Genomic DNA, 25,029 nt, shown 5'->3' with positions numbered 1-25,029 from the left:
AGTAGAAGGGCACCTTTTTTGTAATAATAATGTGATCTAAATGAAAATTTAATGGTGCGAAATATTTCCAGAGGGTATTCGTATTCCAATAAGAAATACAATCATGATTTGAAGAGTATTATTTTATTTTGGTATTGATAATGTTAATCACATGTGTATTACTATCGATTATTATGTGAATATTTTTAGGTGAAAGATAAAAATGACCAATGATTTATACTTTATGTATCAGCCAAGGTACTACGATGGTGAAGTCTCTTCTTATGAAGCATTATTAAGAAGTGATATTAATGATTTTAATGTTGAAAAATTTGTATATTCAATAGAGCATTCTGCTGCTTTTGACTTAAATATTATTGGTAAAGTACTTCAAGATAGAAAATCTTTACACATTTGTGATGATGTATCGATATCATTAAATATATCAATAGCGAGTTTGCTTGATGATGTCTTTATTCGTAAATGTTTAAATATTTTTGAACATGAAAAAAATATTACTTTAGAATTGACAAATCATGATCAAACAGATGATTTTGACGGTATACAAAAATCTATATTATTGCTTAAAGAGCAAGGTGTAAATTTTGCTTTAGATGATTATGGTAAAGGATATTTAAATACAGATATTTTTTTATACCTCGATGTCGATTATATAAAGTTAGATAGACGTTTGATTAGAAATATTGAGCGTAATTATATTAGTTATTCAATTTTAAAATCAAAATATGACCATATCGTTAATGTTTTAGACAAAGTGGTGATTATTGAAGGTATAGAAACATTTGAACAATTTAACTTAGTTAAAGAGTTTGGTGATATGTTTTATCAAGGCTTTTATTTTTCAATGCCGATTAATATCAGTGAGATAGAAAAAACAGGACTGATTAAATATAGAGAAAAAAATGAACGTATTCAATTTTCATTGCAGCTAGATCAGGCTATATTTGATTTAAATCGCTCTCAAGAACCTAAAAATGTAAAACAAGCTATCGATAACATTAAGCGTATCGATAAATATAATATTATTGGTTTAACCTCTAATACATTTGATTTGTACTCTGAACGACATCGAATAAATAAAAATTACCGCGAAATAATCAAAAATAAAAAACATTCACATTATATGCTAGCGGCTTCGTTAGTGTGTGGCTGTGATGGTGCAGTCGTTATTCGTGATGTTGATGGTAATGTTATTTTTAATAATGATCATTTTATTCGATTTATGGGGGTAGATTTAGTTGATATGCCAATTGATCAAGTGTGCGAGCAAGTTACTGACTACCGTACGACTTTACATGTAGAGAGTGAACTGTTGCAAAGTGACTCGTGTTTTATGATGTCAGATGAGGTAATGAAAACAAAAAATGGCATGGAGTTAGTTCATGTCTATAGGCAGAAAGTGTCTCATTTTGGTCAAAACTTTGTTGTTTGCTCAGTATATGAGGCAATCGATACTATTGTGATAGATGAACTAACAAATTGTTATCAAAAGAATTATCTATCTTCTAGCTATATGAAACAGCATAAGATTTTGGTTTTTATAGATTTAGATGGATTTAAGGCGATTAATGATAATTTAGGTCATTGTGTTGGTGATGAAACCTTACGAGACTTTGCGCAAACCTTGAAAAGTATGTTGCGAGACTCTGATGTTATGGTGCGTTTTGGTGGGGATGAATTTATTATCTTATTGAATAGTCACGTTATGACAACAGTTCAACAGCGAATTGTGCAATTAAGAACAGATATTGAAGATTACTTTACTCAAAAAGAGATGAAGTTAAGTTTTTCTTATGGCGTAGCCTCTTTACAAAATGGTGTTGAGGCTGCATTAAAGCAAGCAGACAATAGAATGTACCAAGAGAAGTCATTTAGGAAAAGAAAATTGGATATAGTAAAACTTGCTTGATTTTATAAAAAAATAAATTCAGCGCTTAGATTTATTTAATTGATAAATGAGTTTTATACCAATAAAAGTATTGTAATTCCCAATGAGAATAAGTTATTAATTAATAATAAATACCATTTGGGGTTCGTGATTTTTTAGATTATTCTTTTAAAAAATACTAAAAAGAATGACCGGATGCTATCTAATTGCTATTTCCAATTTCAACCTCGATATTTTAATGGTGAAATATCGTGTTATGAGGCCTTATTAAGAACAAATGAATCTGACACTGAATATTATGTGGAAAACAATATAGATGACCATGCTAAATTTGATTTGTCTATCATTGAGTATGTTATTAAACAACGCTCTAAATTAATACACTCAGAAAAAATAAAGTTAGCGATTAATATATCTATTTCTAGCTTACTTGATGAACAATTTTTAAAAGCTTGTCTTTCAATATTTGAATATGAAGGAAATATTATTTTAGAGCTTACTCGGCATGACGTAACAAATAATGTTGAGGGTATTCAGGCATCGATTAAGCAATTGAAATCTAAAGGTGTGCAATTAGCACTTGATGATTATGGAAAAGGTTATGCTAATAGTGAATTATTTCTTCAGCTTGATATTGATTATGTTAAGTTAGATAGGAAAATCATTAAGAATATAGATCAGAGTTATATTTCTTATTCATTAGTAAAGACAACATATGAAAAGATTGCCAAAGTTCTTGGTAAAAATGTTATTGTTGAAGGCGTAGAAACCTTTGAACAATTAAATTTACTTAAACAATTTGGTTGTATGACTTATCAAGGATTCTATTTTTCAAAGCCGCTTAATATTGAACAAATAAAGCCAACCAAGAATATAATAACGATTAAGAAAAAAGAGAATAGTTCGTTATGCAATTTTCTTGATCAAGCTATTTATGAAATGAATCGAGCGCCTAATCCTAAAGCGATAAAAAAAGCGATAAAAAATATAATTAAAATAGATCGTTATAATATTATAGGTATAAGTCCTAACTTTTTTGATGTTTATAGTGAGCAACGTAGAATTAATAAAAATTATAATGAATTACTTGAACGTAAAACAAGTTCTCATTTTCTACTCGTTTCGTCATTAATGAGCACCTGTAATGCATTAGTGATCATTCGTGATTGCGACGGTAATGCAATTTATAATAATGAAAATCATATTAATTATTTAGGTGTCGATCTTGTCGATTATAGTGTAGAACAGACGCTGGAACGCTTTCCTGATTATCGTACTTGTCTTGATTTAGATAAAGAGCTTTTAAATAGTGATACTTGTTTTATTGTTTCAAATGAGACAGTTAATACAGATAGTGGTAAGCAATATTTTCACACTTATCGACAGAAAATTATCCACTTTAATCAAGCGTTTGTAATTTGTAGTGTTTATGAACAAAATGACAATATCACCGTTGATAATCTGACCGGCTGTTTTCAAAAGAGTTATCTTGAATCGACCTATGCACGTGCTTATCAAACCTTGGTTTTTATGGATTTAGATGGCTTTAAGCTTATCAATGATGCCCATGGCCATAATCGAGGCGATGACGTTTTACGGGATTTTGCAAAAAATATCAAAACTATGTTGCGAGATAGCGATGCTATGGTCCGTTTTGGCGGTGATGAGTTTGTAGTATTACTTGATAGCGTGTCAATTCGAGTTGTTAAGCAGCGGATTGAAACCATTCGCGCCAATATCGAGGCGTATTTTTGGGCGCAAGATCTGAATTTAAGTTTTTCTTATGGCATTGTCAGTATCGAAGATAATATTACGATTGCGCTCGATAAAGCCGATCAAGAAATGTATCAACAAAAATATGGACGCAAAAACCAACTACAAGAGATCATTTAACCTTTTGTAGCTGGTGGATGAAAATGGAATAGGGCGGTTATACTTGGTAGCGGCTCTTATCACCGATATCAAAATGTAGTGGCATACGCCATTTGCTATAAGCTGCAAATGCCAGCAGTGCCGCTCCTACCATCGCACACCCAATTGCGACATTCGCGACAGCAAAGACTAAGCAGAACCAAAATCCAGCCAATGCGATTGGTGTTAGTAGAAGAATTTTAACTTTAAAGCAAAAATATTCTTTAATTGAAAGTGCGCTAAAGACAAATAATGCAGCGCCTAATGCCAATGGTTGCCATAATCCAGCCATAAACCAAATAGCAGCAAATAATCCAGCCCCTTGGATTAACCAGCGAAAGCGCTTGTCATAAATATGTACTGTTGTTGACGCTAGTAAAGCCAACATAATGAGAAATGGAGTGGCGGCATCGGTTTCTGTGCCAATAACAGCCATAATAATAGCAGCAAGAGTAAATGCAGAACGATAAAGAATAACAGTCAGTTTATCGAGTAAATCAAGTTCGCATTTAATGTGTGGATCAGCCATTGAAACTCCTAGGTTAGTGATGAAAAAACATAATAAAGAATGCCCGTCATATTACTGTTAGCAAAACACTATTTATTGTGATCAAGGTAACATAAATCGTTTTCGATTGTTCTATCGTTATGAACAGTTTGATCGTAATCAAAAGCTACGGCAGACTATTGATAACTATCTGTCATTTAATTGTTTTTATGATTAGTGCATCAATATTCGGTTGCGAATAAGAGGGAATGAAATGAAAAAAATTATAGCATTGAGTCTGCTGTCTAGTTTAGTCGGCTGTGCTCAATTAATGCCGCCTAAAACACCACTGCAAACACCGATGGATACCATTAATACCACAAAAATGACGGATAATTTTTCAGAGCCAAAAGTAGTGGCTGAATTAGATGCTTCGGTTAAAACCGATCCACTTTATCAATCTATTGATTCGATCGCTGTTAGCGAACAGCAAATTGAAGCACCAGCACCAGCAGCAGCCTTAGAGCCAGAAGCCGTCGCTGTTGAACCAGCAGTTGAACCAACCGCAGTAAACAATGAAGCAGCTATTGTCACAGATGCCGCACAGTCAAATCCAGCAACAAGCATTGATAACGCGGAAGTTACGTCAGCAACCGCTGTCGAACCAGCAGTTGAAGCAACCGCAGCAAACAATGAGGCAGCTATTGTCACAGATAGCACTGATAACGCTGAAGTAGCACCAGCAGCTACACCTTCAGAACCAGCCGCTGTCGAACCAACCGCAGCAATGACTGAGCCTGTATCAGAAGCGACACCAGAAACTACAGTAGTCGAAGAAGCACCTCAAACCAATGAAGATGGTTACAAAACCGTTGATATGCATGGTTATAGCATTCAAATTACAACCTCAAGAGATGAACCTTCGTTAGTAGCATTGTTATCTTTATTAGAAAGTCAGCAGCCAGCATGGGTTAATAAGAAAATGTTAACTGGCAGCCAAGTTTATACATTATTACTTGGTCATTATGCTGACTATGATCAAGCCAAAGCTGCTTTAATAGCATTACCTCAAGCGGTACAAAACAATGGTGCATTTGTGCGTAACTTTTACGATATTGAACATACAGGTTCACCACAACTGAAACAGTTACAGTAATTCAGTGTTTAACAGTATATAAACGGTGCTTTTATCACCATTTGCAGCATAAACTTGGTGTGATTTAAAAATAATTCACGATATGATGAGGTTGAGGCTACATTCAACTGGCTTTTTTGATTACTATAATCAACAGTGAATGCCTTGCTTTTATTGGCCTTGGTAGTCTCCAAGGTCTTTGTGATCTGCATTGTATTGTGTTTGGTATAATTAAGGAACGATAATGAGTTCTATCCACGTTTTATTATTATGCGGTGGCGGTAGCGCTGAGCATGAAGTTTCTCTAGTGTCTGCAAACTTTATTGAACAGCAATTAAAAGCGATTGATGGCGTTAGCTATACACGTGTAGAAATGACAAAAAATGAGGGCTGGTTAGATTCAAACCAACATCCTTGCGAATTGAATTTGGATAAAACACTCTCTGTTGCCGGTGGGCAACGCATCACAATTGATTACGTGATCCCTTGTGTGCATGGATTTCCCGGCGAAACAGGAGACTTGCAATCACTGTTTGATCTAGCAGGTTTGCCTTATTTAGGCTGTGGTGCTGAAGCGAGTACAAATTGCTTTAATAAAATTACCACTAAGTTATGGTTTGATGCGTTAAATATTCCTAATACTCCTTATGTGTTTTTGAGTGAGAATACAGAAGATGCTCACCAACAAGCTCAAGCCGCATTGATTAAATGGGGTAAGGTGTTTGTTAAAGCGGCATGTCAGGGCTCATCTGTCGGTTGTTACAGTGTAGCGGACACCGAGCAACTACGCGTTGCGGTTAATAATGCGTTTGGGTATTCAAACCAAGTCTTAATTGAAAAGACCATTAAGCCACGTGAGCTTGAGGTTGCGGCGTATCAATTTGGTGATCAGTTAATTATCACTAAGCCCGGTGAAGTGTCATGTCCAGATGATAAGTTTTATAGCTATGAAGAAAAATATAGCACTGATAGCTTATCAACCACGCAAGTTGAAGCAAACAATCTAACACCAGAGCAAATCGAAGCCATTCAGGATTATGCGCGTAAAGCGTTTGAGCAAATGAAACTTAAAGATTTGTCTCGCATTGATTTCTTCTTAAGCGAAGATGATGAAATTTTGCTAAATGAAATCAATACATTCCCGGGAATGACACCGATTTCAATGTTCCCTAAAATGCTAGAGAACTACGGCCATAGCTTTACGGATTTTATTGAATTAGCGATTAAAAACGCAGTCAAGTAAATCACATAAGCCAATGATAATTAAGCCAACCATAGCGGTTGGCTTTTTTGTTGCTGCTGTTTTATTTATTATTTTTATCGGCAAATTTCTTTAGAGTGTTATCTCGTTTAGCTCGTTGACCAATATATTGGGCTGGCATAGCAGGGCTGCGCCATCGACCTTGATGTTGAATTTGATGAATAGACAGCCCAGCATCGGCTAAATCTTGACTGGCACCGACTCGTGGTGATTGACCTGAGAATATGACATCAGCGGGAAGTTCTAACTCTTGGCTGGCACGCCTAAAAATACGATAAATAGAAGAATGATCGAGAGGGTTGTCGCCAATATTATTGTGTCTATCTATACGACGAAACACGAATCCACTATCAATCATTGATAATGTTAGCCATCGATTAACTGCACTAGACGCTACCTCACTGAGTCCGACTAAATTATCGTTAATACACAGGGTGATAAGACCATCTTGTGCAATATCAATATCATTAATAGTTAATGCGGTGACTTCTGAGCGTTTTAACATTCCTTCAAAGGTCATCGCCCAAATTGCCATATCGCGTACATCTTTAGCTTTAGTTGAGCGCATAAATGATTCAAGAAGATCATGTAAGTGATTATCACGAAAGCCATGAGCATTAGTATAATCATCATGCTTATCAAGACGTTGTTTGTGCATCGCAAGTTTTATTTCATTACTTAAACATGGATTAGGCAGAGCATGACAGCGATGAACCAAGCTAATAGTGACAATGTAACGTTTAAGGCTAGCCAATTTGCGGGTTTGGGCCATTTTTTCAATATAACGGTGAACAATTTCCGCAGATGCGGGTAATGGTAATGCATTATGCTGCGCACAAAAGACTAAAAAGTTATTCCAATCGTTCTTAAATGCAACCAGCGTATTTTTAGCATATTGCTGATGAGTTAAGCGTTGCCAAATAGTAATTGACTCAGCGACATTGGAAAAATCACTAATACTAGCACTACGGATTTGGTCGTCTTCAATAACTGCAATTTTCTTTGCCACAATAACACCTAATGCACTATAACTTTATAATGTTTTAATAATAACAACGATCACTGAAAAACGAAAGAATAATCATAAAAAGCTAGCATAGACACGCAAGTATTATTACTATGTAACTAGTTTAACATTATGATTATTAACGAATGTAACACTTTAATCAGATAGGTAATAGACAATGAAAAAACGCCTTTTTCATCGTGGTTATATTATTGAAAATAGCACTGGGTTAACCTCTGATTGGAAAGCAGTCATTAATGGACAAGTTGTTCAAGGCATGCTGGCAAATGTAAAAAAGAGTGTTAATTGGTGGTGTGATACTAAGGCGTTTATGCCGCCAGAACGGTTTGCTTCACATCAAAGCAAATCAAACGCATTAACGACAGCGAGTGCTGAGAATTATCGTGGCATTGTTTTAAAAAACGATAATGGTAAAGCCAATGAGTGGTACGCAATTGTTCGCGGTCAATTACTGAAAGGTGATATTGTTTCAATTAAAAAGTATTTAGATAAAATATTACCGGTTTAAAAAAAGTGCCTATTTAGGGTAGGCACTGTTTAAATTCATTATTTAGTGATTAATCATCGTCATCACTTTTTGAAACATCAACCAGATATTTACCATCAAGCCAATTACGTCCAATCAATAATTTATATTCTAGTTTTTTACGATCACGTAAGTTAACTGGGATTGCGTGACTCTTACCATTCCAAATCAAGTCCATAACGACAGCATAACGACGTTCAACACCTTGAGCATTGCGTATTTTACTGATTTTAATTATTTTTCCAGTATGTGTTTCTTCCTGTCCTCGAGCATTAGCCGTTTTAAAGCTGATCATTTTACCTAAATTTTGATGCCAGCTTTCTTTATCGTCAGCAGGATTATTATTGCCGTCAATAACGTGTAAATCATAAGCATTGATTGATGTTGTATTTGCACCGGTATCGATGCGTGCTTTGAAATTCATATCAAGATCTTTAACATGAATGGTTTCAATCGGCCCAACAATGTATTTACCATTACACTCGTTGGCAGCGTAGGTCATGGTTGATACTGTTGCTGCTGCAACGAACATGGCAGAAATAAAAACTTTTTTCACATAAACTCCTGATATTATTAGCTCTTCAATATAGATAATAGACTGAGTCATGATAACTATGTTCAATTTTATGTAAAATTATTCAATAACCATCATTTAATGTAGAAGAAGGCGTTTTTCTATTTGCTGAAAACAGGTTGGTGTTTGGCTAAATTGGACAGTATTAAAGCCCAGCTCAGTGGCAATTTTAATATTTTCGTCGTTGTCATCAATAAAGAGGCTTTCTTGGGGGTCTAGCTGATAGCGATCACACAGTCGTACAAATATTTCTTGTTCTGGCTTCATGACTAATTCTTTGCCTGAAACTAATCCGCCATCAAAAAATGAAATGAAATCATGTTTCTCATAAAGTGTATCAAAAAAAGCGCTACACATATTGGTTAGATAATAGAGAGAATATGGCTGCTGAGTAAGTTTTTGAAACAATATTTCAGTTTGGTTTATTTTTGTGAGGCTATGTTGAATATGAATAATAAAATCTTCCATGCGCTGCGGCGGAATTTGCGTACGCGCTGAAAACTTAGGGATCACTTCAGCAATAAGCATCGTGCCACGATCAAGCGATAGCCAATCAGAATGCTGTAGGACATCACGCAGTAAGATATCGCGCTCAATTTGCGATGCTGTAAAACTATTCACAATTTGAAGTGGATTCCACTCAAATAGGACTGCACCAAAATCAAAAATCACATTACGAATCATAAGATGTTCCGTTTGAGTACCATTTATTGATAGTATTGCTTCATGAGTATTTCGCAAGATTGATGTGTTAACTTTTAATGCTATTCACATAATCAAGCAACCAAGTGAGATAGATTGCACAATGAGTGATAATAATCGTTTAGTTTTCTCAACCGAAACCGGTCGAATTAAAGAAGAAAAAGTACAACCAACACGCCCAAAAGGTGATGGTATTGTTCGTATTCAACGCGAAACAAAAGGACGCAAAGGCAAGGGTGTTTGTATTGTTTCTGGTCTTGATGTTGAAGATACTCAATTGAAACTGATTGCTGCTGAGTTAAAAAAAGTTTGTGGCTGTGGTGGTTCTGTTAAAGATGGAAAAATTGAAATTCAAGGTGACAAGCGTGATGTCATTAAAACGCATCTTGAAAAGAAAGGCCACACCGTTAAATTAGCTGGCGGTTGATTGATAAAATAGAGCCTTAGCGCTTCATTATCATAGAACGGTATAATCAGGCAGTAACGTCAATGTTACTGCCTGATTTTTATGTTTATTCAGAACAACGATCGTCTATCATCGCTTGAATATGTGTACCATAAAAGGTTTCATCACCAACCCAATTTGCTGGTTCTGCACTACTTGGCATCGTTTGGTTAGCCGCATTTCTCAATAGCACATTGCAATAATTGAATGATAGTTCACCAATTTCATGGCACCCAGCACAAGCACCATCCCCTCGTTCTGCATAAGCTGGAGGGTTTGTCCATCCTTGAGAAGAAATTGGCTGATAGCGCACATTGGGATCAATATCGTGATCGGCAGAGATATCAATAGCGGTACCGGGATGAATTAAGAAAACATTTTTACCTCTATGGCAGCCAGTACAGTCTTCTGCAAGTGTGTTACCATTTTGAATATCAGTAATATTAAAGGCTAAATCATTGCCGCCGGTTATTCTGGTGCCAGTTTCGTTATCTATATTATCCCAAAAACAAGCTTTACCCGTTGTTTGGCTTTGACAAATAATGCCAAGAAATTGGATAAATTCGTCGCCTGTGGTGTCATTGACGACCCAGCGCGGTAATGCCATACAAGCACCTGGCACCGTGGAGCTTTTATAGGCGTAAACCTCTGTTCTATCGCTGTCTAAAAAATCGGTCGTGGCGGTACCTTGATGAACCCATAGATCAGATCCCCAAGCTGGCGGAATAGGTACATCATTTTCACGACATGTTTCAATGTAATCGTCAGTTTCTTGTGGAGGGATCAAAATTAAATGGCTTAGTAGTGAACGTTGAGAAAGTAAATCAAGCAGCCACTGATAATCTGTTATACGAGTTAGCGGGAATAAACGATGGGTATGATGGCGAAATAAACGGAAAGCGGGAAAGTACTTATCTTGTTGTTGCGGCTTAGTACTGCTAATCATGGCATCAATCAAAACATTATTGAACAGCACTTTTTCAATATCAGAAGATTGCTTTATCTGTGCAAAATCGGATTCTATTTCCATAAACTCTTTTTGTTGTTCATTACTCAAATTTGGCTTTAATTCCTCCATAAACGCCTTTTGCATTAGTAATACTTGATCTTTATCTATATTGAGTTTATTACCACCAGCATCATAAAGTGATTCATAGTAACCATTTGAGATATCATTGACTTTCAATTTAAGGTCGGGTTGAGATTCTGGGATTGGTTCTAATTGAGGTTGTTCAGAGGTAATATCATCAGCTATTTCGTTGTTATCATCGGCGCTATCACCACCACACCCTAAAAATAACGCTGAGGACATTACAATCATGAGAGAGTTTATTTTCATTATTTGACTCAGGCAGCTTAACTAGTGTAGTCAAATTATAGCTATCTCAAATAGTATCGTTTTTCATCTATGAGAATAGGCTATAAGTTTATCAAGCCATAACAACTTAGTCGTTATGACGTAATGATAACAACAGATAGCCTATTCTTATGTTTATAGTGAAGAGATAAATTAAATGGCCGCTGATTCTTTTTCACTACATGAGGTACATTGACAGTAGCTGTTCATGGTTTTTAGAAAATACAACCCCATTTGATGCCCCAAATAATAATCATGGTTAAGTGCATTGATATCGCTGCCAATTAATTTTGACTCTAAAGCCTTGTGTGGGTAAATCTCATAAATATTGACATCATCAGGTGGGTTATTGATGAAGTCTTCACTCTCATTGTATTTTTGCTCATGTAACAACAGCATATCAATGAAAGCCGCTGCTTTGGTATGTGTTAATCCACGCTTGAGAGTTTTTAACCATTGGTGGTTTGCATTCAATCCGACTGGATTGGTACGAATGACAACAATGTTTTTATAACCGCGATCATATGCTTCTTTCGCTGGAATTGGTGCATGTAAGCCACCATCAACCCAATAGTGTTCATCGGAATAAATCGGCTGACGGTTTAAGAGTGGAATAGCACACGATGCCTTTAATTTTTGATCCCAATCGTTGGCATTGAGGTCAAAAAATCCGGCCTGATTATGATCTAAGCCTGATGCTGTTGCTAACACCGTACGGTTGATCATATTCTTGCGACCTGTGTGCCAATCTAATTTTAATTTAGTTTGGGTTTGTTCTATCAACCAATCGAGATTCATACCACCGCGAGCAGTAAATAATTTAGAATAACTAAAAAACTCACGAGTTGTTGTTATTTCAGTAATAACACGATAAGCATGCTTTGGTTGTTGACAAATATAAGATGCAATATTTAGAGAGCCTGCTGATGTACCAATTAATAATGAAAAAGGATTAAACGCTTTCTCAAGAAATGCATCTAAAACACCCGCTGTAAATATTCCTCGCTGTCCACCACCTTCAGTAACAAGCGCAATATCTTTTATGTTGTTTTTTTTGAAATATAATGGCTCAATATTATGCTTACAATAAGAGATATGTTGACCTCTCATAATATTTATCTCCAACTCACATGTTTAATATAATGTGAGGAAAAAATCGCTGGCATATTCATGACTAAAATATACCAGCGATAAATTAAGCAGCACGAGCATTAGCTGGAAGATCTGCCCCAATTTTAGTTAGCGCTATTTGCCATAAACTAATATCACGACAGCGGAATGCACCTGCACAGCTTAATAAATAGAAACGCCACATTCTGTAGAACGTTGCATCGTAATTTTTATAAATTTTGAACCAGTTCTTTTCAAATCTTTCACACCATGCCATTAGTGTTAAATCGTAATCTGGACCAAAATTGTGCACATCTTCAATATTAAATTGATTTTCAACTGAACCACTTAATTGTGCAAGTGATGGAATAACACCGTTAGGGAAAATATATTTATTGATCCACGGATCGGTGCCATCTTTAGAAGTTGGGCTACCAATAGTGTGTAATAGGAAGATACCTTCATCGGCTAAAAAGCTGTTAGCACATTTGAAATATTCATCATAATTTGAAGGACCAACATGCTCAATCATACCAATAGAAACAACACGATCATAAGGTTGTTCTGGCGTAAACTCACGGTAGTCTTGCAAAATAATTTTAACGGGTAATTTCTTCTTATCTGCAATCTCTTGGCCTAGCGCCATTTGTTCTTTTGATAAGGTTAAACCATCACAAATCACACCATATTTAGCCGCTGCGTAGTTCATGAAACTTGCCCAACCACAACCGATATCAAGTAAACGCATACCTGGTTGTAAATCTAACTTACGGCAAATTAGATCCATTTTATGTTCTTGGGCTTGATCTAGTGTTTTTGCATCTTTCCAATATGCACAGGTATATGCCATGCGTTCATCGAGCATATTTACAAATAAATCGTTACCGATATCGTAGTGGAAAGGCACATCTTCCTTAACACGGTTTACTGCTTGTGGGTTAATTAAGCTTTTTAGTTTAGTTACACCATAATTAGCTGCAAACTTAACTTTATCAATCCCAGATAGTTTATCTTCTATATTACTACGAAGTAATTTACTAATTAGAATATCAATACGTTCACAATCCCATAAACGATCCATATAACCTTCGCCAAAAGCGATAGTGCCATCTAATAAAATATTATCAAAAAGTTTGTCATCATTAACAGTAATATCCCATGGACGGGTACCATTAATTTCAATATCAGCTTGCTTTAATAGGTCACGAAATAATTCTTTATTTTTAGGCATAATATACTCGATTATTTATCTGGAGAACTAGCAGAATAAAATTTATACCTACTAAATTAATAATGAAATACAACAATTAGATGTGGTATATAAAAGTAATATATCAATCATGCTTTTCACTATTTTTGAATAGTAATAAATTTAGTCTGTTAAATATATTTTATTCTTCTTAATTACTTATTTAGTTATACTTAATGATGGCGTTAAATTACATGCTTCATTATGTAAATAACCTCTTAAATGTTTATTTAATTACTTCCTTTTCTTGGTAAGTACTATATCGCTACATCAGTTAGCTTAATTTAGATTATTTGACAAAAAACACTTCAAAACGGACATTTTTGAAGGTGTACCCTGAAAATGCGCATATTTTAGTAAAAAGTAGCTATCTCAACTGCATGGCATTCGCACATAGAATTTACAGAAAGGGAATTGGTTTACATGAGATTGCATTAAGTTTTTGAATAAGTCTCATTAGTCGATATTGAAAGATCGCGTCTACTATTAAAGCAATTGCGCCTGATTAAGGAAGACTGTATGTCCGATGTAAATGTATTTAAGCAACCTAAACCGTTTTATCTCATATTCTCGATAGAGTTTTGGGAGCGGTTTGGCTTCTATGGTATGCAAGCCATTCTTACGGTGTACCTTGTTAGCATTCTTGGAATGTCTGAATCAGAGTCGTTCACATTGTTTGGCGCTTTTTCAGCATTGATTTTTGGTTCAGTGGCAATTGGTGGTTGGGTTGGCGATAAAATACTAGGTACGAAACGCACCATTACGCTTGGCGCATTTATTCTAACAATTGGTTATTCGTTATTAGGGATCTCAGCGGCGGGAGAGTTTGGGGGTAAAGAACTGCTTTATATAGCAATGGGATTTATCACCATGGGTAATGGCTTATTTAAAGCTAACCCTTCAAGTTTGTTGGCCAAAGTTTACGAAGAAAATGATCCTCGCCTCGATGGTGCCTTTACCATGTATTATATGGCGATCAACCTTGGCTCATTTTTTTCAATGTTATTAAGCCCTTGGATAGCAGAGAAGATGGGCTATGGGATGGCATTTGGTGTTAGTGCAATAGGCTTACTCATTACAATGGTTAACTTTATGGTAATGGGTAGAATTGTTAAAAACATTGGTTCTAAACCTGATATGGTGCCAGTGAATAAACTTTACTATGCGGCAGTTGTGGTTATAACAATTCTATTGAGCTTCCTAAGTGCGGTGTTATTACAACATCTGTTTTATGCACACGCTATTCTGGTCGTTGTTGGCATTATCATTGTGTTTGTTTATTTCAAAGAGGCGTTTAAATCGACAGGGCTTGAAAGGGCAAAGATGTTGGTTGCCTTTGTATTAATGTTGCAAGGGGTGGTGTTCTTTGCCTTATATTTCCAAATGCCAACTTCGCTTAACTTCTTTGCTATTCATAATGTCAGTCACGATTTATTTGGTTTTAAAGTTGAACCAGAGCAATTTCAGGCGTTAAATCCATTTTGGATCATGGTTGCCAGTCCATTATTAGCCATTCTTTATAATAAACTCGGTGAACGATTTGCAATGCCATTTAAGTTTGCCTTTGGGATGGTGCTATGTAGCCTCGCGTTTTTGATCTTAAAGTACTCAACGAGCTTTGCTAATACGCAAGGGATCATCAACTCAAATTGGTTAGTGGCGAGTTATTTATTACAGTCAGTGGGTGAGTTATTAGTTTCAGGTTTAGGGCTGGCGATGATAGCGCAGTTGGTACCACAGCGAATGATGGGTTTTGCGATGGGAATGTGGTTTTTAACGTCTGCAACCGCCGCAATTCTAGCTGGATGGATTGCTAGTTTAACTGCCGCACCGAAAGGCGTTATCGATTCTAATCAAACCCTTGTTTTATATGCCGAAGTATTTGGTGAAATAGGGTATGTAACCGCTGCGATTGCTTTTTTTACATTGATTATCGCGCCTAAATTAACCCGGATTATTCAAGACAAAGAATAAAACAATCAACAGCCAATGGTTAATAACGGCAATCAGTCATATGATTGCCGTTACTCTTTTACTTACTTACTTATCGCTCGCTGCTAATACAGTAATAAAGGCATCAATATCTTCAGCTTTGGTCGCAAAGTTAGTCACTAAACGTGCAACACCGTCGCCCCAGCGATTAGCTAAAAACTCAAACCCATGTTCATGCAAGGTTGCAATTGTTACTGGTGACATTTTACAAAAGACAATATTTGTTTTAGAAGGATGCAATAGCTCTACACCTTCAATCGCGCTAATACCGTCACGCAGTTTGGTTGCCATTGCATTAGCATGTTGAGCATTCGTTAGCCATAAATTATCGGTAATGTAGGCATCTATTTGTGTTGATAGAAAACGCATTTTAGACATTAAATGCCCAGCACGTTTACGACGATATTCAATTTCATTTTTTAAGCTAGTATCAAATAGAACAATCACTTCAACACCAAAAGCACCGTTCTTAGTCGCACCAAAAGAAAGGGCATCTACACCCGCTTTCCAGGTCATTTCTGCAGGGGTACAGCCTAACGCATCGATAGCATTAGCAAAGCGTGCGCCATCCATATGGTATTTTAAATTATGGCTTTTACACACATCACCAATTGCGCGAAGTTCATCAAGAGTATAAACGCTGCCGGTTTCAGTTGCTTGAGTTACACTAACAACTGCGGGTTGAACGGTATGAACATCGCCAATTTTTAACGAAGCGCGTTGGCTAAGTTTGATAGGATCGATCTTACAATCATCACCGTCGATAGTCAGTAGCTTAACGCCATTACTGAAAAACTCCGGTGCTCCACATTCATCGTTATTAATATGACTGTTTGGATGACATAGCACCGCGCCCCAAGAAGGAGACATTGCAGCTAAACACAAACTATTGGCCGCCGTACCTGTTGGTACTAAAACCACCGCAACATCTGTTTCAAATAACTCGCTCATTTTACGATCAAGCTGTAACGATAACTCATCATTACCGTAAGGCGTTGCATCACCAGCGCTAAATTCAATTAAATGCTGCAATATTTGTGGTGAAACACCAGCAATATTGTCACTGGTTAAGCCAATGGTTTTCTTAGGTGTCGCTAAAGATGAGTTTGTCATTGTTATGCAGTCTCTGTATCGATTGAGCTATCAATATACTCAATTTCATGGCGAAGATAAGCGTTTTTATTGTAACGGAAAGTATAAATTTATCGCGATTACATAAAAAGACGTTCTTTATCCAATCATGAGATTAAATGTTCATCTATAGAGTGAAAAATACACAATAATTGATAAAAATACGCTAATACAAATAATTAGAGTCATCTTTATGAAAAGAATTGCTGCATTAGATAGCATACGCGGTCTATTACTATTGCTGATGACAATCAATCACTTAGTCTGGGTAAGTGGTGGCTATTCAGCAATACAATTAGTCACATTACAGCCATTAGGACAATTCGGTGCAGCAGAATGTTTCGTCTTTATTTCAGGATTACTGGCAGGAGCAATATATAGCCGCGATACATTCACCAACGCCCAGCTCACTAATAAAGCTTTCAAACGTGCATTGAGTATTTACAGGTATCACATTGGCTGTTTAGTTATTGTCTTTATATGGATTTTTATCGCATCTCAGCTATTACCATCAGTATTACCGATTCTTGAAAATAGTGCGCATAATGTGCTTCAAAGTCCGATTAACACCTTTATAGCCAGTGCAACTCTTGTTAATCAGCCAAGCTATTTTGACATTCTTCCGCTGTATATAGTGTTTATGTTGTTGTTACCGTTACTCATCATCGCATACCGTAAAGGGTTAGGGTGGTTAGTGATCAGCGTCAGTGTCGTGGTATGGATGTTTAGTAGCACTATCAATACGACAGTTTTACAGCCATTGATTGAGTTCGTGTTTGCAAATTTTACGCTACAATTAGGCTACTTTAATGTTTTTGCTTGGCAGCTATTGTTTGTAAGCGGATCTGCACTTGGCTATATGCTTCAAAACAAAACCTTACGTTGGCATCATCCTGCATTAACAGCTATTGCGGTAATTATCGCTGCGGTTATTTTTGCGGCTCATCATGGCGCATTTGTAAGTTACGATATTAATCGCTGGGTTTTGTACTCATATGCAGATAAGCCAGAACTTGGTTGGTTACGAGCATTAAATATTGCAGTGTGGGTTTATTTAATTGCGATCATTATCAAGCGATACCCAAATGCATTACACATAACCGCACTTAGTTATATTGGCCGTCATTCTTTGCGGGTGTTTAGCTGGCAAATTGTGCTGGTCTATTTAAGTGCACCATTACTGCATAACTTACGCTTAGCGCCTTATTTTACCGTATTAATCCTCACGCTTAGCGCAACATTATGGCTGTCAGTATGGTTAACAGAAAAGTGGCAAACCGATGCTGTAAGCAAGCGAAGAGTTGTTGGTTATTTAGGTATGGCATGTGCGGTTGTGATACTGGGTAATGTTGTTAGTGCTCAAGGCGTTTCATCATTAACAATTAAAGCTACCAATATTACAGACACCAAAACACCTTTTTTTGTCATGGTTTATGACGAGCAAGATGATTTACGCCAAAGAGCTACGGTGTATGTGAAGAGTTTTGCGCCACAACAACTCACGCAAGGGATCACTATTGATGCATTACCATCGGGTAACTATGCGGTGTTTGCATTTCAAGATAACGACAGCAATTATTACTTAACGTTAGGCAACGATGGAATGCCGATTGAACGCTTTGGTTATTCAAACAATCCATTGTTAACTACGGCACCACAAATGAAAGATGTTATGTTTGCCCACAACGGATCGCAAACTCAAACTATTCAAATACGCTAGCAACGTCAGTTATAGATTTAAGTAATTTACGCTGAATTTAAGTACCAAGCAAAATGAAATGTGCGGCAGTATTTAAAGTCAGTGTTAATTACCTATTTTATGGTAAATAGCAAATACTGTTAAATAGACAAAGTTCATTGATGGGTGAGAACACTTATAGACTTAATAATCAATCAACTAGTTTAGTTTATATCAGGTTATCAATATCGGATAACCTATTTAACATAAGGTACATAATGCGCACTAGAGGTGTAGCTCCCAAGGTAAAATGTCTCTTTTCTGCAAAGCTAAAATGTCCTGTTTTTCTATAGTGATCAGTATCTGCTGATCAATTTGAGTTAAACAAAATATGTTGGTTACCATGAATGACAAAGAGATATTTCGCTTAGGTACAATTCGTGATGTTTGTGAAAAACGAATCAAACGTAAAGATGCTGCACAGCTTCTTAATGTCAGTGTTCGTCAGGTTCAACGATTAATAACACGCTATCGAGATCTTGGTGCTGTTGGTTTGGTTCATCAACGTCGCGGACAATCACCAGGCAATAAAATTAATGCTGATATGCGTCATCAATGTTTAAACCTCATCCACGAATATTACGCAGATTTCGGGCCCACGTTAGCACGTGAAAAACTGATTGAACGCCACGGTATTAAAATTGGGTTAGAAACTTTACGCCAATGGATGATCGCTGATGGCCTTTGGGTTCCACATTTCAAACGTAAGCCTCGTGTTTATCAACCACGTCATCGACGTGATTGTTATGGTGAGTTAATTCAGATAGATGGCTCACATCATGATTGGTTTGAAGGCCGCAGTGACAAATGTTGTTTGTTGGTTTTCATTGATGATGCCACCGGTAAACTGATGAACTTACGTTTTAGCGAAACAGAATCTGCGTTTGATTACATGGTTGCCACGCGTGAATATGTTGAACACCATGGTAAACCCACAGCCTTTTACAGTGATCGGCATGCGGTGTTTCATGTCAATAAACGGGATGCAAAAACAAACCGCATCACTCAGTTTGGTCGTGTATTGCATGACTTAAACATTGAATTGATTTGCGCAAACAGCTCTCAAGCCAAAGGTCGTGTTGAACGTGCCAACAAGACCTTACAAGATCGCTTAGTCAAAGAAATGCGTTTACAACACATTGATAATATTGAACAAGCTAATGCGTGGCTCCCCGACTTTAYCACTGATTTTAACCAACGTTTTGCTAAAGCTGCTCAATATCCTAAAGATATGCATCGGCCATTACGTGAATCGACTGATGAATTACATGATATTTTTGYGTGGCAAGAACCAAGGAAATTATCAAAGTCACTGACATTTCAATACGACAAAGTTATCTATTTAATTGTTCCAACTGAAGAAAATCAACGACTTGTACATCAAGTTGTTAACGTTCTAGATCGCCCAGATGGCACCATCGCCATTCAATACGGCCATCGTAAATTAGAATTTAAAGTGTTTGATAAGCTCGAAGATGTTGACCAAGGTCAGGTGGTCGATAATAAACGTTTGGGCGCAGTATTGAAATTTGCCCATGCGAAACAGCAACAATATGACCAACAACAAAAGCGTAGTCGCAGTAAAAGTGCCCCAAAACGAACCGCCCAACACCGGGCAATCCGTCAACTTGAAGCCATCAATCCCGTGTTAGTTCACCCAGAACAATTTAAACCCAGTACCAGAAAAAAGCCGTGACTTCCCTACTCTATAACCTCAAATTCACCCTAATGAACTACCTTAAAAGGAGACATTTTAATCGGGGAATAATGAGGACATTTTAAACTGGAAAAGACATGTATCGGTATTGGGATTAATTGCGCCTTTAAAGCTACCTATTTCAATTTCATAATCGTTACGAGTATCAACAACGAATACGTCTGGATCGGCAATCAGATCATTCCAAGCTTGAGGTTTGACGTAAGTACCTACAACATGACGTGGATCAATACCTTCAACACCGAGGGTAACAATTTCATTTTTGAGCTTTACCTTGGTGCGATTAAAAGGCTGAGAATGTGATAGTGATTGTTTACAAATAATGCCCGCGAGAGCAGCATCGGCATTTAGCCACGTTAATAAAATATCAATCGCTTTACGATCAGCAGCAACGGTGCCGTTAATGCCTTCATTTGCAAGGAGTAAGGTACCACGAATACGATGTTCTTCCATTAGAGCAAGTAGTGGTTCACGTAACTCTCGATAATGGCTAAGTTCCACAAACTTATACAGCGCACAGACAACATACTGACTCATGATATTTCCTTGTTTTAATAGAGGTTAATAGCCAATTAAAGGTGTGGAAAAGATTATACCCTAGTGAATTGGTCAAGTATAGGTAAGCGTTGGTTTATAATGCGTAACAGGAATAATATTAGGCTAGACAGGGTGGTTATTGGTTAGTTATCAATGCTGATTTGTACTGTTGTAGTAGCATTTTCAAATATAAATGATGTTTGCTAAAATAGGAGTGTTGATTTATAGCATTGTCAGCGTAGCCATTAGCTGTTAGTGTCGCAGCCCTTATGCATGTGTTACCGCGTGCAACCTTATATTAAACAACATATCGATACCTATATTTAACGGTAAAGCGGGTATGTTGACGTTTACAGGACATCATTTTGAGTCAGACGGCATTTTCTACCCTAAATCTTCACTCTGATCTATTGAGCAACCTAGACTCACTGGGTTATGAAGCAATGACACCTATTCAAGCTCAGAGCCTTCCGCTTATTATTGACGGCAAAGATGTTATTGCTCAAGGTAAAACGGGTTCAGGTAAAACCGCAGCGTTTGGCTTAGGATTATTAAATAACCTTAATGTAAAACGTTTTCGCGTGCAGACATTAGTATTGTGCCCAACACGTGAATTAGCCGATCAAGTTGCTAAAGAGATCCGTCGCTTAGCACGTGCCATTCATAATATTAAAGTACTAACGTTATGTGGTGGTATGCCATTTGGCCCGCAAATTGGTTCATTAGAGCATGGTGCGCATATTATTGTGGGTACCCCTGGTCGTATTGAAGAGCATATTCACAAAGGCTTCTTACGTCTTGATGAGCTAAATACATTAGTGCTTGATGAAGCTGATCGCATGCTAGAGATGGGCTTTCAAGATTCATTAGATGCAATTATTGATGTCGCGCCAAGCGATCGTCAAACCTTGCTATTTAGTGCGACTTATCCTGATCAAATTGCATCAATTGCCAAGCGTATCATGAAAAATCCAGTCCAAGTAAAAGTAGAATCTAGCCATGATGATAGCAGTATCTCACAGCACTTTTACAAGGTTAATGGCAATGAAGACCGTTTAGATGCAGTACGTTTGTTACTGAATCAACACCGTCCAGAATCTTGTGTGATTTTCTGTAATACCAAGCGTGAAGCACAAGAAATGTCTGATGATTTAGAAGACTTTGGCTTTAGTTCTATTGCGCTACATGGCGATTTAGAGCAGCGTGAGCGTGATCGTACTCTGGTATTGTTCTCTAATAAGAGTAAATCAATCTTAGTTGCGACAGATGTTGCAGCGCGCGGTTTGGATATTGATAACCTTGATATGGTGATTAACTATCATTTAGCACGGGATACTGAAGTGCATGTTCACCGTATTGGTCGTACAGGTCGTGCGGGCAGTAAAGGTATTGCTTGTTCATTATTTAGTGATAAAGAACATTATAAAGTTAAGTTACTTGAAGATTACCTTGATCGTGATATTAACGGCGAAGCATTACCTGCTGGCAACTTATTAGATCAACCAACGTTCCGTCCAGCAATGATCACTCTGATGATTGATGGCGGTAAAAAGCAAAAAGTACGCCCTGGCGATATTTTAGGTGCTTTAACTGGCGATAAAGGCATTGCTGGTGCTGACGTTGGTAAAATTAATGTGTTTGATCACTGTGCTTATGTTGCGGTTAAACGTGAAGTGGCGCGTGAAGCATTACAAAAATTAGAAAAAGGCCGTATTAAAGGGCGTAATTTCCGTTCGCGTCAACTGCGCTAATTGATTTGTAACACCTTAATCTAACCTTATTAAGCCGATGGTATGCTTGTTCTATAAAGCGACCATCGGCTTTTTTATTATAAAAATACTAGCGAAACAATTTATTAGTAAATTACATGGTTAATGTCTGATAAATATTTATATGTTATAAATGTGATTTAGTTGTAATTATATGCTGTTAAATATGTTTGTTTAGTATATAAGTTAGCAATATTAAGCGAATGATTTAAGGTTATTAGACCATGTTGCTATTTATATTGAATTTTAAAAAGAGTATCCATTTATGCATCAAGAAATGATTGGATTGACAATTGCAGGCCTCGGGGTATTGGGGCTTGGCTGTCAATGGCTAGCATGGCGTATGAAATTACCTGCAATTTTATTATTACTTATAGCAGGCTTAGTGATCGGCCCTGTTACTGGCATATTTAATCCTAATATCCTCTTTGGTGATTTACTGTTTCCACTGATTTCATTAGCAGTGGCTGTTATTTTATTTGAGGGCAGCTTAACGCTCAATTTTGCAGAAATAAAAAATGTCCGCAAAAACGTTAAAAGTATCGTTACCATAGGTGCCATTATTACGTGGATCATCACCAGTGTTGCGACACACTATTTATTAGATTTTAGCTGGTCATTGGCATTCTTATTTGGCTCGATGACAGTCGTAACCGGACCTACAGTAATCGTGCCACTGTTACGTACAGTAAGACCTCAAGCGAAATTGGCGAACATTTTGCGTTGGGAAGGTATCTTAATTGATCCGATTGGGGCAATATTTGTCGTGATCGTGTACGAATTTATTGTTTCTAGCAGCAAAATGCACAGTTTGGCAGTGTTTGGGTTAATGCTGGTGGTTGGTTTAGTGATTGGTGCCATTGCCGGATGGTTGATTGCATATGTATTACGTAATCATTTACTACCTGAATATTTACAACCTTTTGCGGTACTCGCTGTTGTGCTTGGTGTGTTTGCTGGCGCAAATGCTTTGGAATCAGAAGCCGGATTACTAGCAGTAACGGTAATGGGAATGTGGCTTGCAAATGCCAAGGATGTCGATATTCGCCATATTCTGCATTTTAAAGAAAACCTGACTATTTTGTTAATTTCAGGCTTATTCTTAATTTTGGCTTCTCGTATTGAGTTAGCTGATTTTCATGCATTAGGCTGGGGAGCGATCACGTTATTTGTCGTCATTCAGTTAATTGCAAGACCTGCATCTATCTTTATTTCTACTATGTTTAGCCAATTAGCCTTTAAGGAAAAATTGTTTTTAGCATGGGTAGCGCCAAGAGGTATTGTTGCTGCGGCTATTTCAGCACTGTTTGCCTTAAAACTGATGGATGACGGTGTTGCAGGTGCTCAGTTGTTAGTGCCACTGACATTTATGGTGATAATCGGTACGGTGGTATTACAAAGCCTAACTGCACGCCCAATAGCGCGATTACTTGGTGTTTCTGAACCATCACCAAAGGGCTATTTAGTTGTTGGTGCTAATGATGTTGCTCGAGAAATAGGTTTAGCGCTTAAAAAATATGATTGTCGCGTGGTAATGACCGATTCTAACTGGGATTATATTCGTGCGGCGCGCATGGCGGGGTTAGAAACTTATTATGGTAATGCGGTCTCTAGCCATGCTGATGAATATTTAGATCTAATTGGAGTGGGTCACTTATTAGCACTGACGCCGGATAAACATTTTAATGCAGTTGCGGCAAGTCATTATGAAACCGATTTTGGACAACGTAATATTTATCGCTTAAATGGCCGTCGTCATAACAGTGGTTTAGAAAAACATTCAGTAACTCAAGATTACAGTGGTGTTGTTCTGTTTGGTGATGATATTAGTTATAAAAAATTAGCCAGTTTGATGAATCAGGGAGCTGAAATTAAGCATACTAAACTTAGCGATAATTTTACCCTTGATAATTATTACCAAAAATATAGTAGTGGCTTAGTTATTCCTTTATTTGCAGTTGATCTGAAAGAGAATATTCATCCCTTTACTGTGGTATCAAAACTAGACGTTAAAGCGGGATGGACAATTATTGCGTTAGTGAAAGAAGCTGCTTAATAGTTGTCATTTATTTATTAGCGTACAACAAAAGCACCTGAGGGTGCTTTTTTTATTTTTGCTAAAAAAACGACAGTGATGTGGTTCACATTTTGGTGAAAAAACAAGGTCGGTGACGTGTTACATTGCGTTCTTTTTCGCGTTACAAAAGTTACAGATACAGATGATTTACAGCAGAGCTCTTTTTTGGATAGAAGATCGCATTATTTTTCAGAACGCTGTTTTTTTTTGAATTAATGTCACAGCGTTTTTTAAGCTTGATCCGGTGTGATGATTTTAGTTAATTAAATCATCAATAGTTGAACTTTATATACCTTTTGAGTCTAGCGCTAGCGATGTGATATGCCTTCATATAACGATAGTTATTTTCATTGAAAGTGTGTCTAAATGTAACGGCTTTTTTTTAGTGAGATTTTA

The 25,029-nt window shown here is 36.9% G+C and carries 19 protein-coding genes and 1 pseudogene; 11 read left to right on the top strand and 9 right to left on the bottom strand.

What is annotated here, in order from left to right:
- Positions 1-202 precede the first annotated feature (202 nt).
- Both G6R09_RS02440 and G6R09_RS02435 read left to right on the top strand, forming a co-directional pair.
- A complete protein-coding gene (locus G6R09_RS02440; protein WP_163920332.1) occupies positions 203-1,909 on the top strand; it encodes a GGDEF domain-containing protein in 1,707 nt (568 codons plus the stop codon).
- Positions 1,910-2,083: 174 nt separating this feature from the next.
- Positions 2,084-3,781: a GGDEF domain-containing protein gene (locus tag G6R09_RS02435; protein ID WP_163920330.1), complete on the top strand. Its 1,698-nt coding sequence runs from the start codon at positions 2,084-2,086 to the stop codon at positions 3,779-3,781.
- A 37-nt stretch (positions 3,782-3,818) separates the two neighbouring features.
- On the opposite strand, the gene G6R09_RS02430 is transcribed toward G6R09_RS02435, so the two are convergent.
- Positions 3,819-4,328 (bottom strand): DUF2301 domain-containing membrane protein, encoded by a 510-nt coding sequence (locus tag G6R09_RS02430; protein ID WP_065167468.1) that lies wholly within the window; start codon positions 4,326-4,328, stop codon positions 3,819-3,821.
- Between the two features lie 232 nt (positions 4,329-4,560).
- Between G6R09_RS02430 and G6R09_RS02425 the strand changes: the two genes are divergently transcribed.
- Both G6R09_RS02425 and G6R09_RS02420 read left to right on the top strand, forming a co-directional pair.
- Positions 4,561-5,442 carry an SPOR domain-containing protein gene (locus tag G6R09_RS02425; protein WP_163920329.1) on the top strand — a complete coding sequence of 294 codons (882 nt, stop codon included), beginning with the start codon at positions 4,561-4,563 and terminating at the stop codon, positions 5,440-5,442.
- 223 nt (positions 5,443-5,665) lie between these two features.
- Positions 5,666-6,664 (top strand): D-alanine--D-alanine ligase, encoded by a 999-nt coding sequence (locus tag G6R09_RS02420; RefSeq protein WP_163920327.1) that lies wholly within the window; start codon positions 5,666-5,668, stop codon positions 6,662-6,664.
- 61 nt (positions 6,665-6,725) lie between these two features.
- Here G6R09_RS02420 and G6R09_RS02415 read toward each other — a convergent pair whose 3' ends face one another.
- Positions 6,726-7,691 carry a tyrosine-type recombinase/integrase gene (locus tag G6R09_RS02415; protein WP_163920325.1) on the bottom strand — a complete coding sequence of 322 codons (966 nt, stop codon included), beginning with the start codon at positions 7,689-7,691 and terminating at the stop codon, positions 6,726-6,728.
- 175 nt (positions 7,692-7,866) lie between these two features.
- Here G6R09_RS02415 and G6R09_RS02410 point away from each other — a divergent pair, with 175 nt between their 5' ends.
- Complete coding sequence (locus tag G6R09_RS02410) at positions 7,867-8,217, top strand: DUF3319 domain-containing protein (RefSeq protein WP_065167472.1); 351 nt, start codon at positions 7,867-7,869, stop codon at positions 8,215-8,217.
- A gap of 49 nt (positions 8,218-8,266) precedes the next feature.
- Here the strand turns inward: G6R09_RS02410 and G6R09_RS02405 are convergent, their stop codons facing one another.
- A complete protein-coding gene (locus G6R09_RS02405; protein ID WP_163920323.1) occupies positions 8,267-8,791 on the bottom strand; it encodes a RimK/LysX family protein in 525 nt (174 codons plus the stop codon).
- 96 nt (positions 8,792-8,887) lie between these two features.
- Entirely contained in the window at positions 8,888-9,493 is a 606-nt protein-coding gene (locus G6R09_RS02400) for an HAD family phosphatase (protein ID WP_163920321.1), read from the bottom strand.
- A gap of 121 nt (positions 9,494-9,614) precedes the next feature.
- On the opposite strand from G6R09_RS02400, the gene yciH reads away from it, so the two are divergent.
- The gene (gene yciH / locus G6R09_RS02395; RefSeq protein ID WP_065167475.1) at positions 9,615-9,938 is read left to right on the top strand and encodes a stress response translation initiation inhibitor YciH; all 324 of its coding nucleotides are present in this window, start codon (positions 9,615-9,617) and stop codon (positions 9,936-9,938) included.
- A gap of 85 nt (positions 9,939-10,023) precedes the next feature.
- Here the strand turns inward: yciH and G6R09_RS02390 are convergent, their stop codons facing one another.
- The 3 genes from G6R09_RS02390 to cfa all read right to left on the bottom strand — a co-directional run bounded on the left by G6R09_RS02390 (position 10,024) and on the right by cfa (position 13,654).
- Positions 10,024-11,295: a hypothetical protein gene (locus tag G6R09_RS02390; protein ID WP_163920319.1), complete on the bottom strand. Its 1,272-nt coding sequence runs from the start codon at positions 11,293-11,295 to the stop codon at positions 10,024-10,026.
- Positions 11,296-11,466: 171 nt separating this feature from the next.
- Positions 11,467-12,423, bottom strand: a complete 957-nt coding sequence (locus tag G6R09_RS02385) for a patatin family protein (protein WP_163920317.1) — start codon at positions 12,421-12,423, stop codon at positions 11,467-11,469.
- Between the two features lie 85 nt (positions 12,424-12,508).
- Positions 12,509-13,654, bottom strand: coding sequence for a cyclopropane fatty acyl phospholipid synthase (gene cfa / locus G6R09_RS02380; RefSeq protein ID WP_065167478.1), 1,146 nt, complete (start codon positions 13,652-13,654; stop codon positions 12,509-12,511).
- 537 nt (positions 13,655-14,191) lie between these two features.
- On the opposite strand from cfa, the gene dtpA reads away from it, so the two are divergent.
- On the top strand, positions 14,192-15,646 hold the full coding sequence (gene dtpA, locus G6R09_RS02375) for a dipeptide/tripeptide permease DtpA (RefSeq protein ID WP_163920316.1): 1,455 nt from the start codon (positions 14,192-14,194) through the stop codon (positions 15,644-15,646).
- 66 nt (positions 15,647-15,712) lie between these two features.
- On the opposite strand, the gene G6R09_RS02370 is transcribed toward dtpA, so the two are convergent.
- Positions 15,713-16,777: a low specificity L-threonine aldolase gene (locus tag G6R09_RS02370; RefSeq protein WP_163920314.1), complete on the bottom strand. Its 1,065-nt coding sequence runs from the start codon at positions 16,775-16,777 to the stop codon at positions 15,713-15,715.
- 211 nt (positions 16,778-16,988) lie between these two features.
- On the opposite strand from G6R09_RS02370, the gene opgC reads away from it, so the two are divergent.
- Complete coding sequence (opgC, locus tag G6R09_RS02365; RefSeq protein WP_163920312.1) at positions 16,989-18,515, top strand: OpgC domain-containing protein; 1,527 nt, start codon at positions 16,989-16,991, stop codon at positions 18,513-18,515.
- A 361-nt stretch (positions 18,516-18,876) separates the two neighbouring features.
- Positions 18,877-20,229, top strand: coding sequence for an ISNCY family transposase (locus G6R09_RS02360; RefSeq protein ID WP_163920310.1), 1,353 nt, complete (start codon positions 18,877-18,879; stop codon positions 20,227-20,229).
- A gap of 99 nt (positions 20,230-20,328) precedes the next feature.
- Here the strand turns inward: G6R09_RS02360 and G6R09_RS02355 are convergent.
- Positions 20,329-20,787, bottom strand: a pseudogene (locus G6R09_RS02355) (hypothetical protein); the annotation flags it as partial.
- 365 nt (positions 20,788-21,152) lie between these two features.
- On the opposite strand from G6R09_RS02355, the gene dbpA reads away from it, so the two are divergent.
- Together dbpA and G6R09_RS02345 are read left to right on the top strand one after the other, a co-directional pair.
- Entirely contained in the window at positions 21,153-22,538 is a 1,386-nt protein-coding gene (gene dbpA, locus G6R09_RS02350; RefSeq protein ID WP_060997273.1) for an ATP-dependent RNA helicase DbpA, read from the top strand.
- Positions 22,539-22,821: 283 nt separating this feature from the next.
- On the top strand, positions 22,822-24,612 hold the full coding sequence (locus G6R09_RS02345; RefSeq protein ID WP_163920308.1) for a sodium:proton antiporter: 1,791 nt from the start codon (positions 22,822-22,824) through the stop codon (positions 24,610-24,612).
- The last annotated feature ends 417 nt before the right edge of the window (positions 24,613-25,029 follow it).

The sequence above is a fragment of the Photobacterium sp. Alg240-V54 genome (assembly GCF_900537155.1).
Classification (GTDB): domain Bacteria; phylum Pseudomonadota; class Gammaproteobacteria; order Enterobacterales; family Vibrionaceae; genus Photobacterium.
Note: the sequence above shows the minus strand (reverse complement) of the source record. Positions and strands in the feature narration are given on the sequence as shown.

Coding starts and splice junctions, on each gene's coding strand:
- G6R09_RS02440 (WP_163920332.1), top strand. CDS start 203: ATGACCAATGATTTATACTTTATGTATCAGCCAAGGTACTACGATGGT.
- G6R09_RS02435 (WP_163920330.1), top strand. CDS start 2,084: ATGCTATCTAATTGCTATTTCCAATTTCAACCTCGATATTTTAATGGT.
- G6R09_RS02430 (WP_065167468.1), bottom strand. CDS start 4,328: ATGGCTGATCCACACATTAAATGCGAACTTGATTTACTCGATAAACTG.
- G6R09_RS02425 (WP_163920329.1), top strand. CDS start 4,561: ATGAAAAAAATTATAGCATTGAGTCTGCTGTCTAGTTTAGTCGGCTGT.
- G6R09_RS02420 (WP_163920327.1), top strand. CDS start 5,666: ATGAGTTCTATCCACGTTTTATTATTATGCGGTGGCGGTAGCGCTGAG.
- G6R09_RS02410 (WP_065167472.1), top strand. CDS start 7,867: ATGAAAAAACGCCTTTTTCATCGTGGTTATATTATTGAAAATAGCACT.
- G6R09_RS02400 (WP_163920321.1), bottom strand. CDS start 9,493: ATGATTCGTAATGTGATTTTTGATTTTGGTGCAGTCCTATTTGAGTGG.
- yciH (WP_065167475.1), top strand. CDS start 9,615: ATGAGTGATAATAATCGTTTAGTTTTCTCAACCGAAACCGGTCGAATT.
- G6R09_RS02390 (WP_163920319.1), bottom strand. CDS start 11,295: ATGAAAATAAACTCTCTCATGATTGTAATGTCCTCAGCGTTATTTTTA.
- G6R09_RS02385 (WP_163920317.1), bottom strand. CDS start 12,423: ATGAGAGGTCAACATATCTCTTATTGTAAGCATAATATTGAGCCATTA.
- cfa (WP_065167478.1), bottom strand. CDS start 13,654: ATGCCTAAAAATAAAGAATTATTTCGTGACCTATTAAAGCAAGCTGAT.
- dtpA (WP_163920316.1), top strand. CDS start 14,192: ATGTCCGATGTAAATGTATTTAAGCAACCTAAACCGTTTTATCTCATA.
- G6R09_RS02370 (WP_163920314.1), bottom strand. CDS start 16,777: ATGACAAACTCATCTTTAGCGACACCTAAGAAAACCATTGGCTTAACC.
- opgC (WP_163920312.1), top strand. CDS start 16,989: ATGAAAAGAATTGCTGCATTAGATAGCATACGCGGTCTATTACTATTG.
- G6R09_RS02345 (WP_163920308.1), top strand. CDS start 22,822: ATGCATCAAGAAATGATTGGATTGACAATTGCAGGCCTCGGGGTATTG.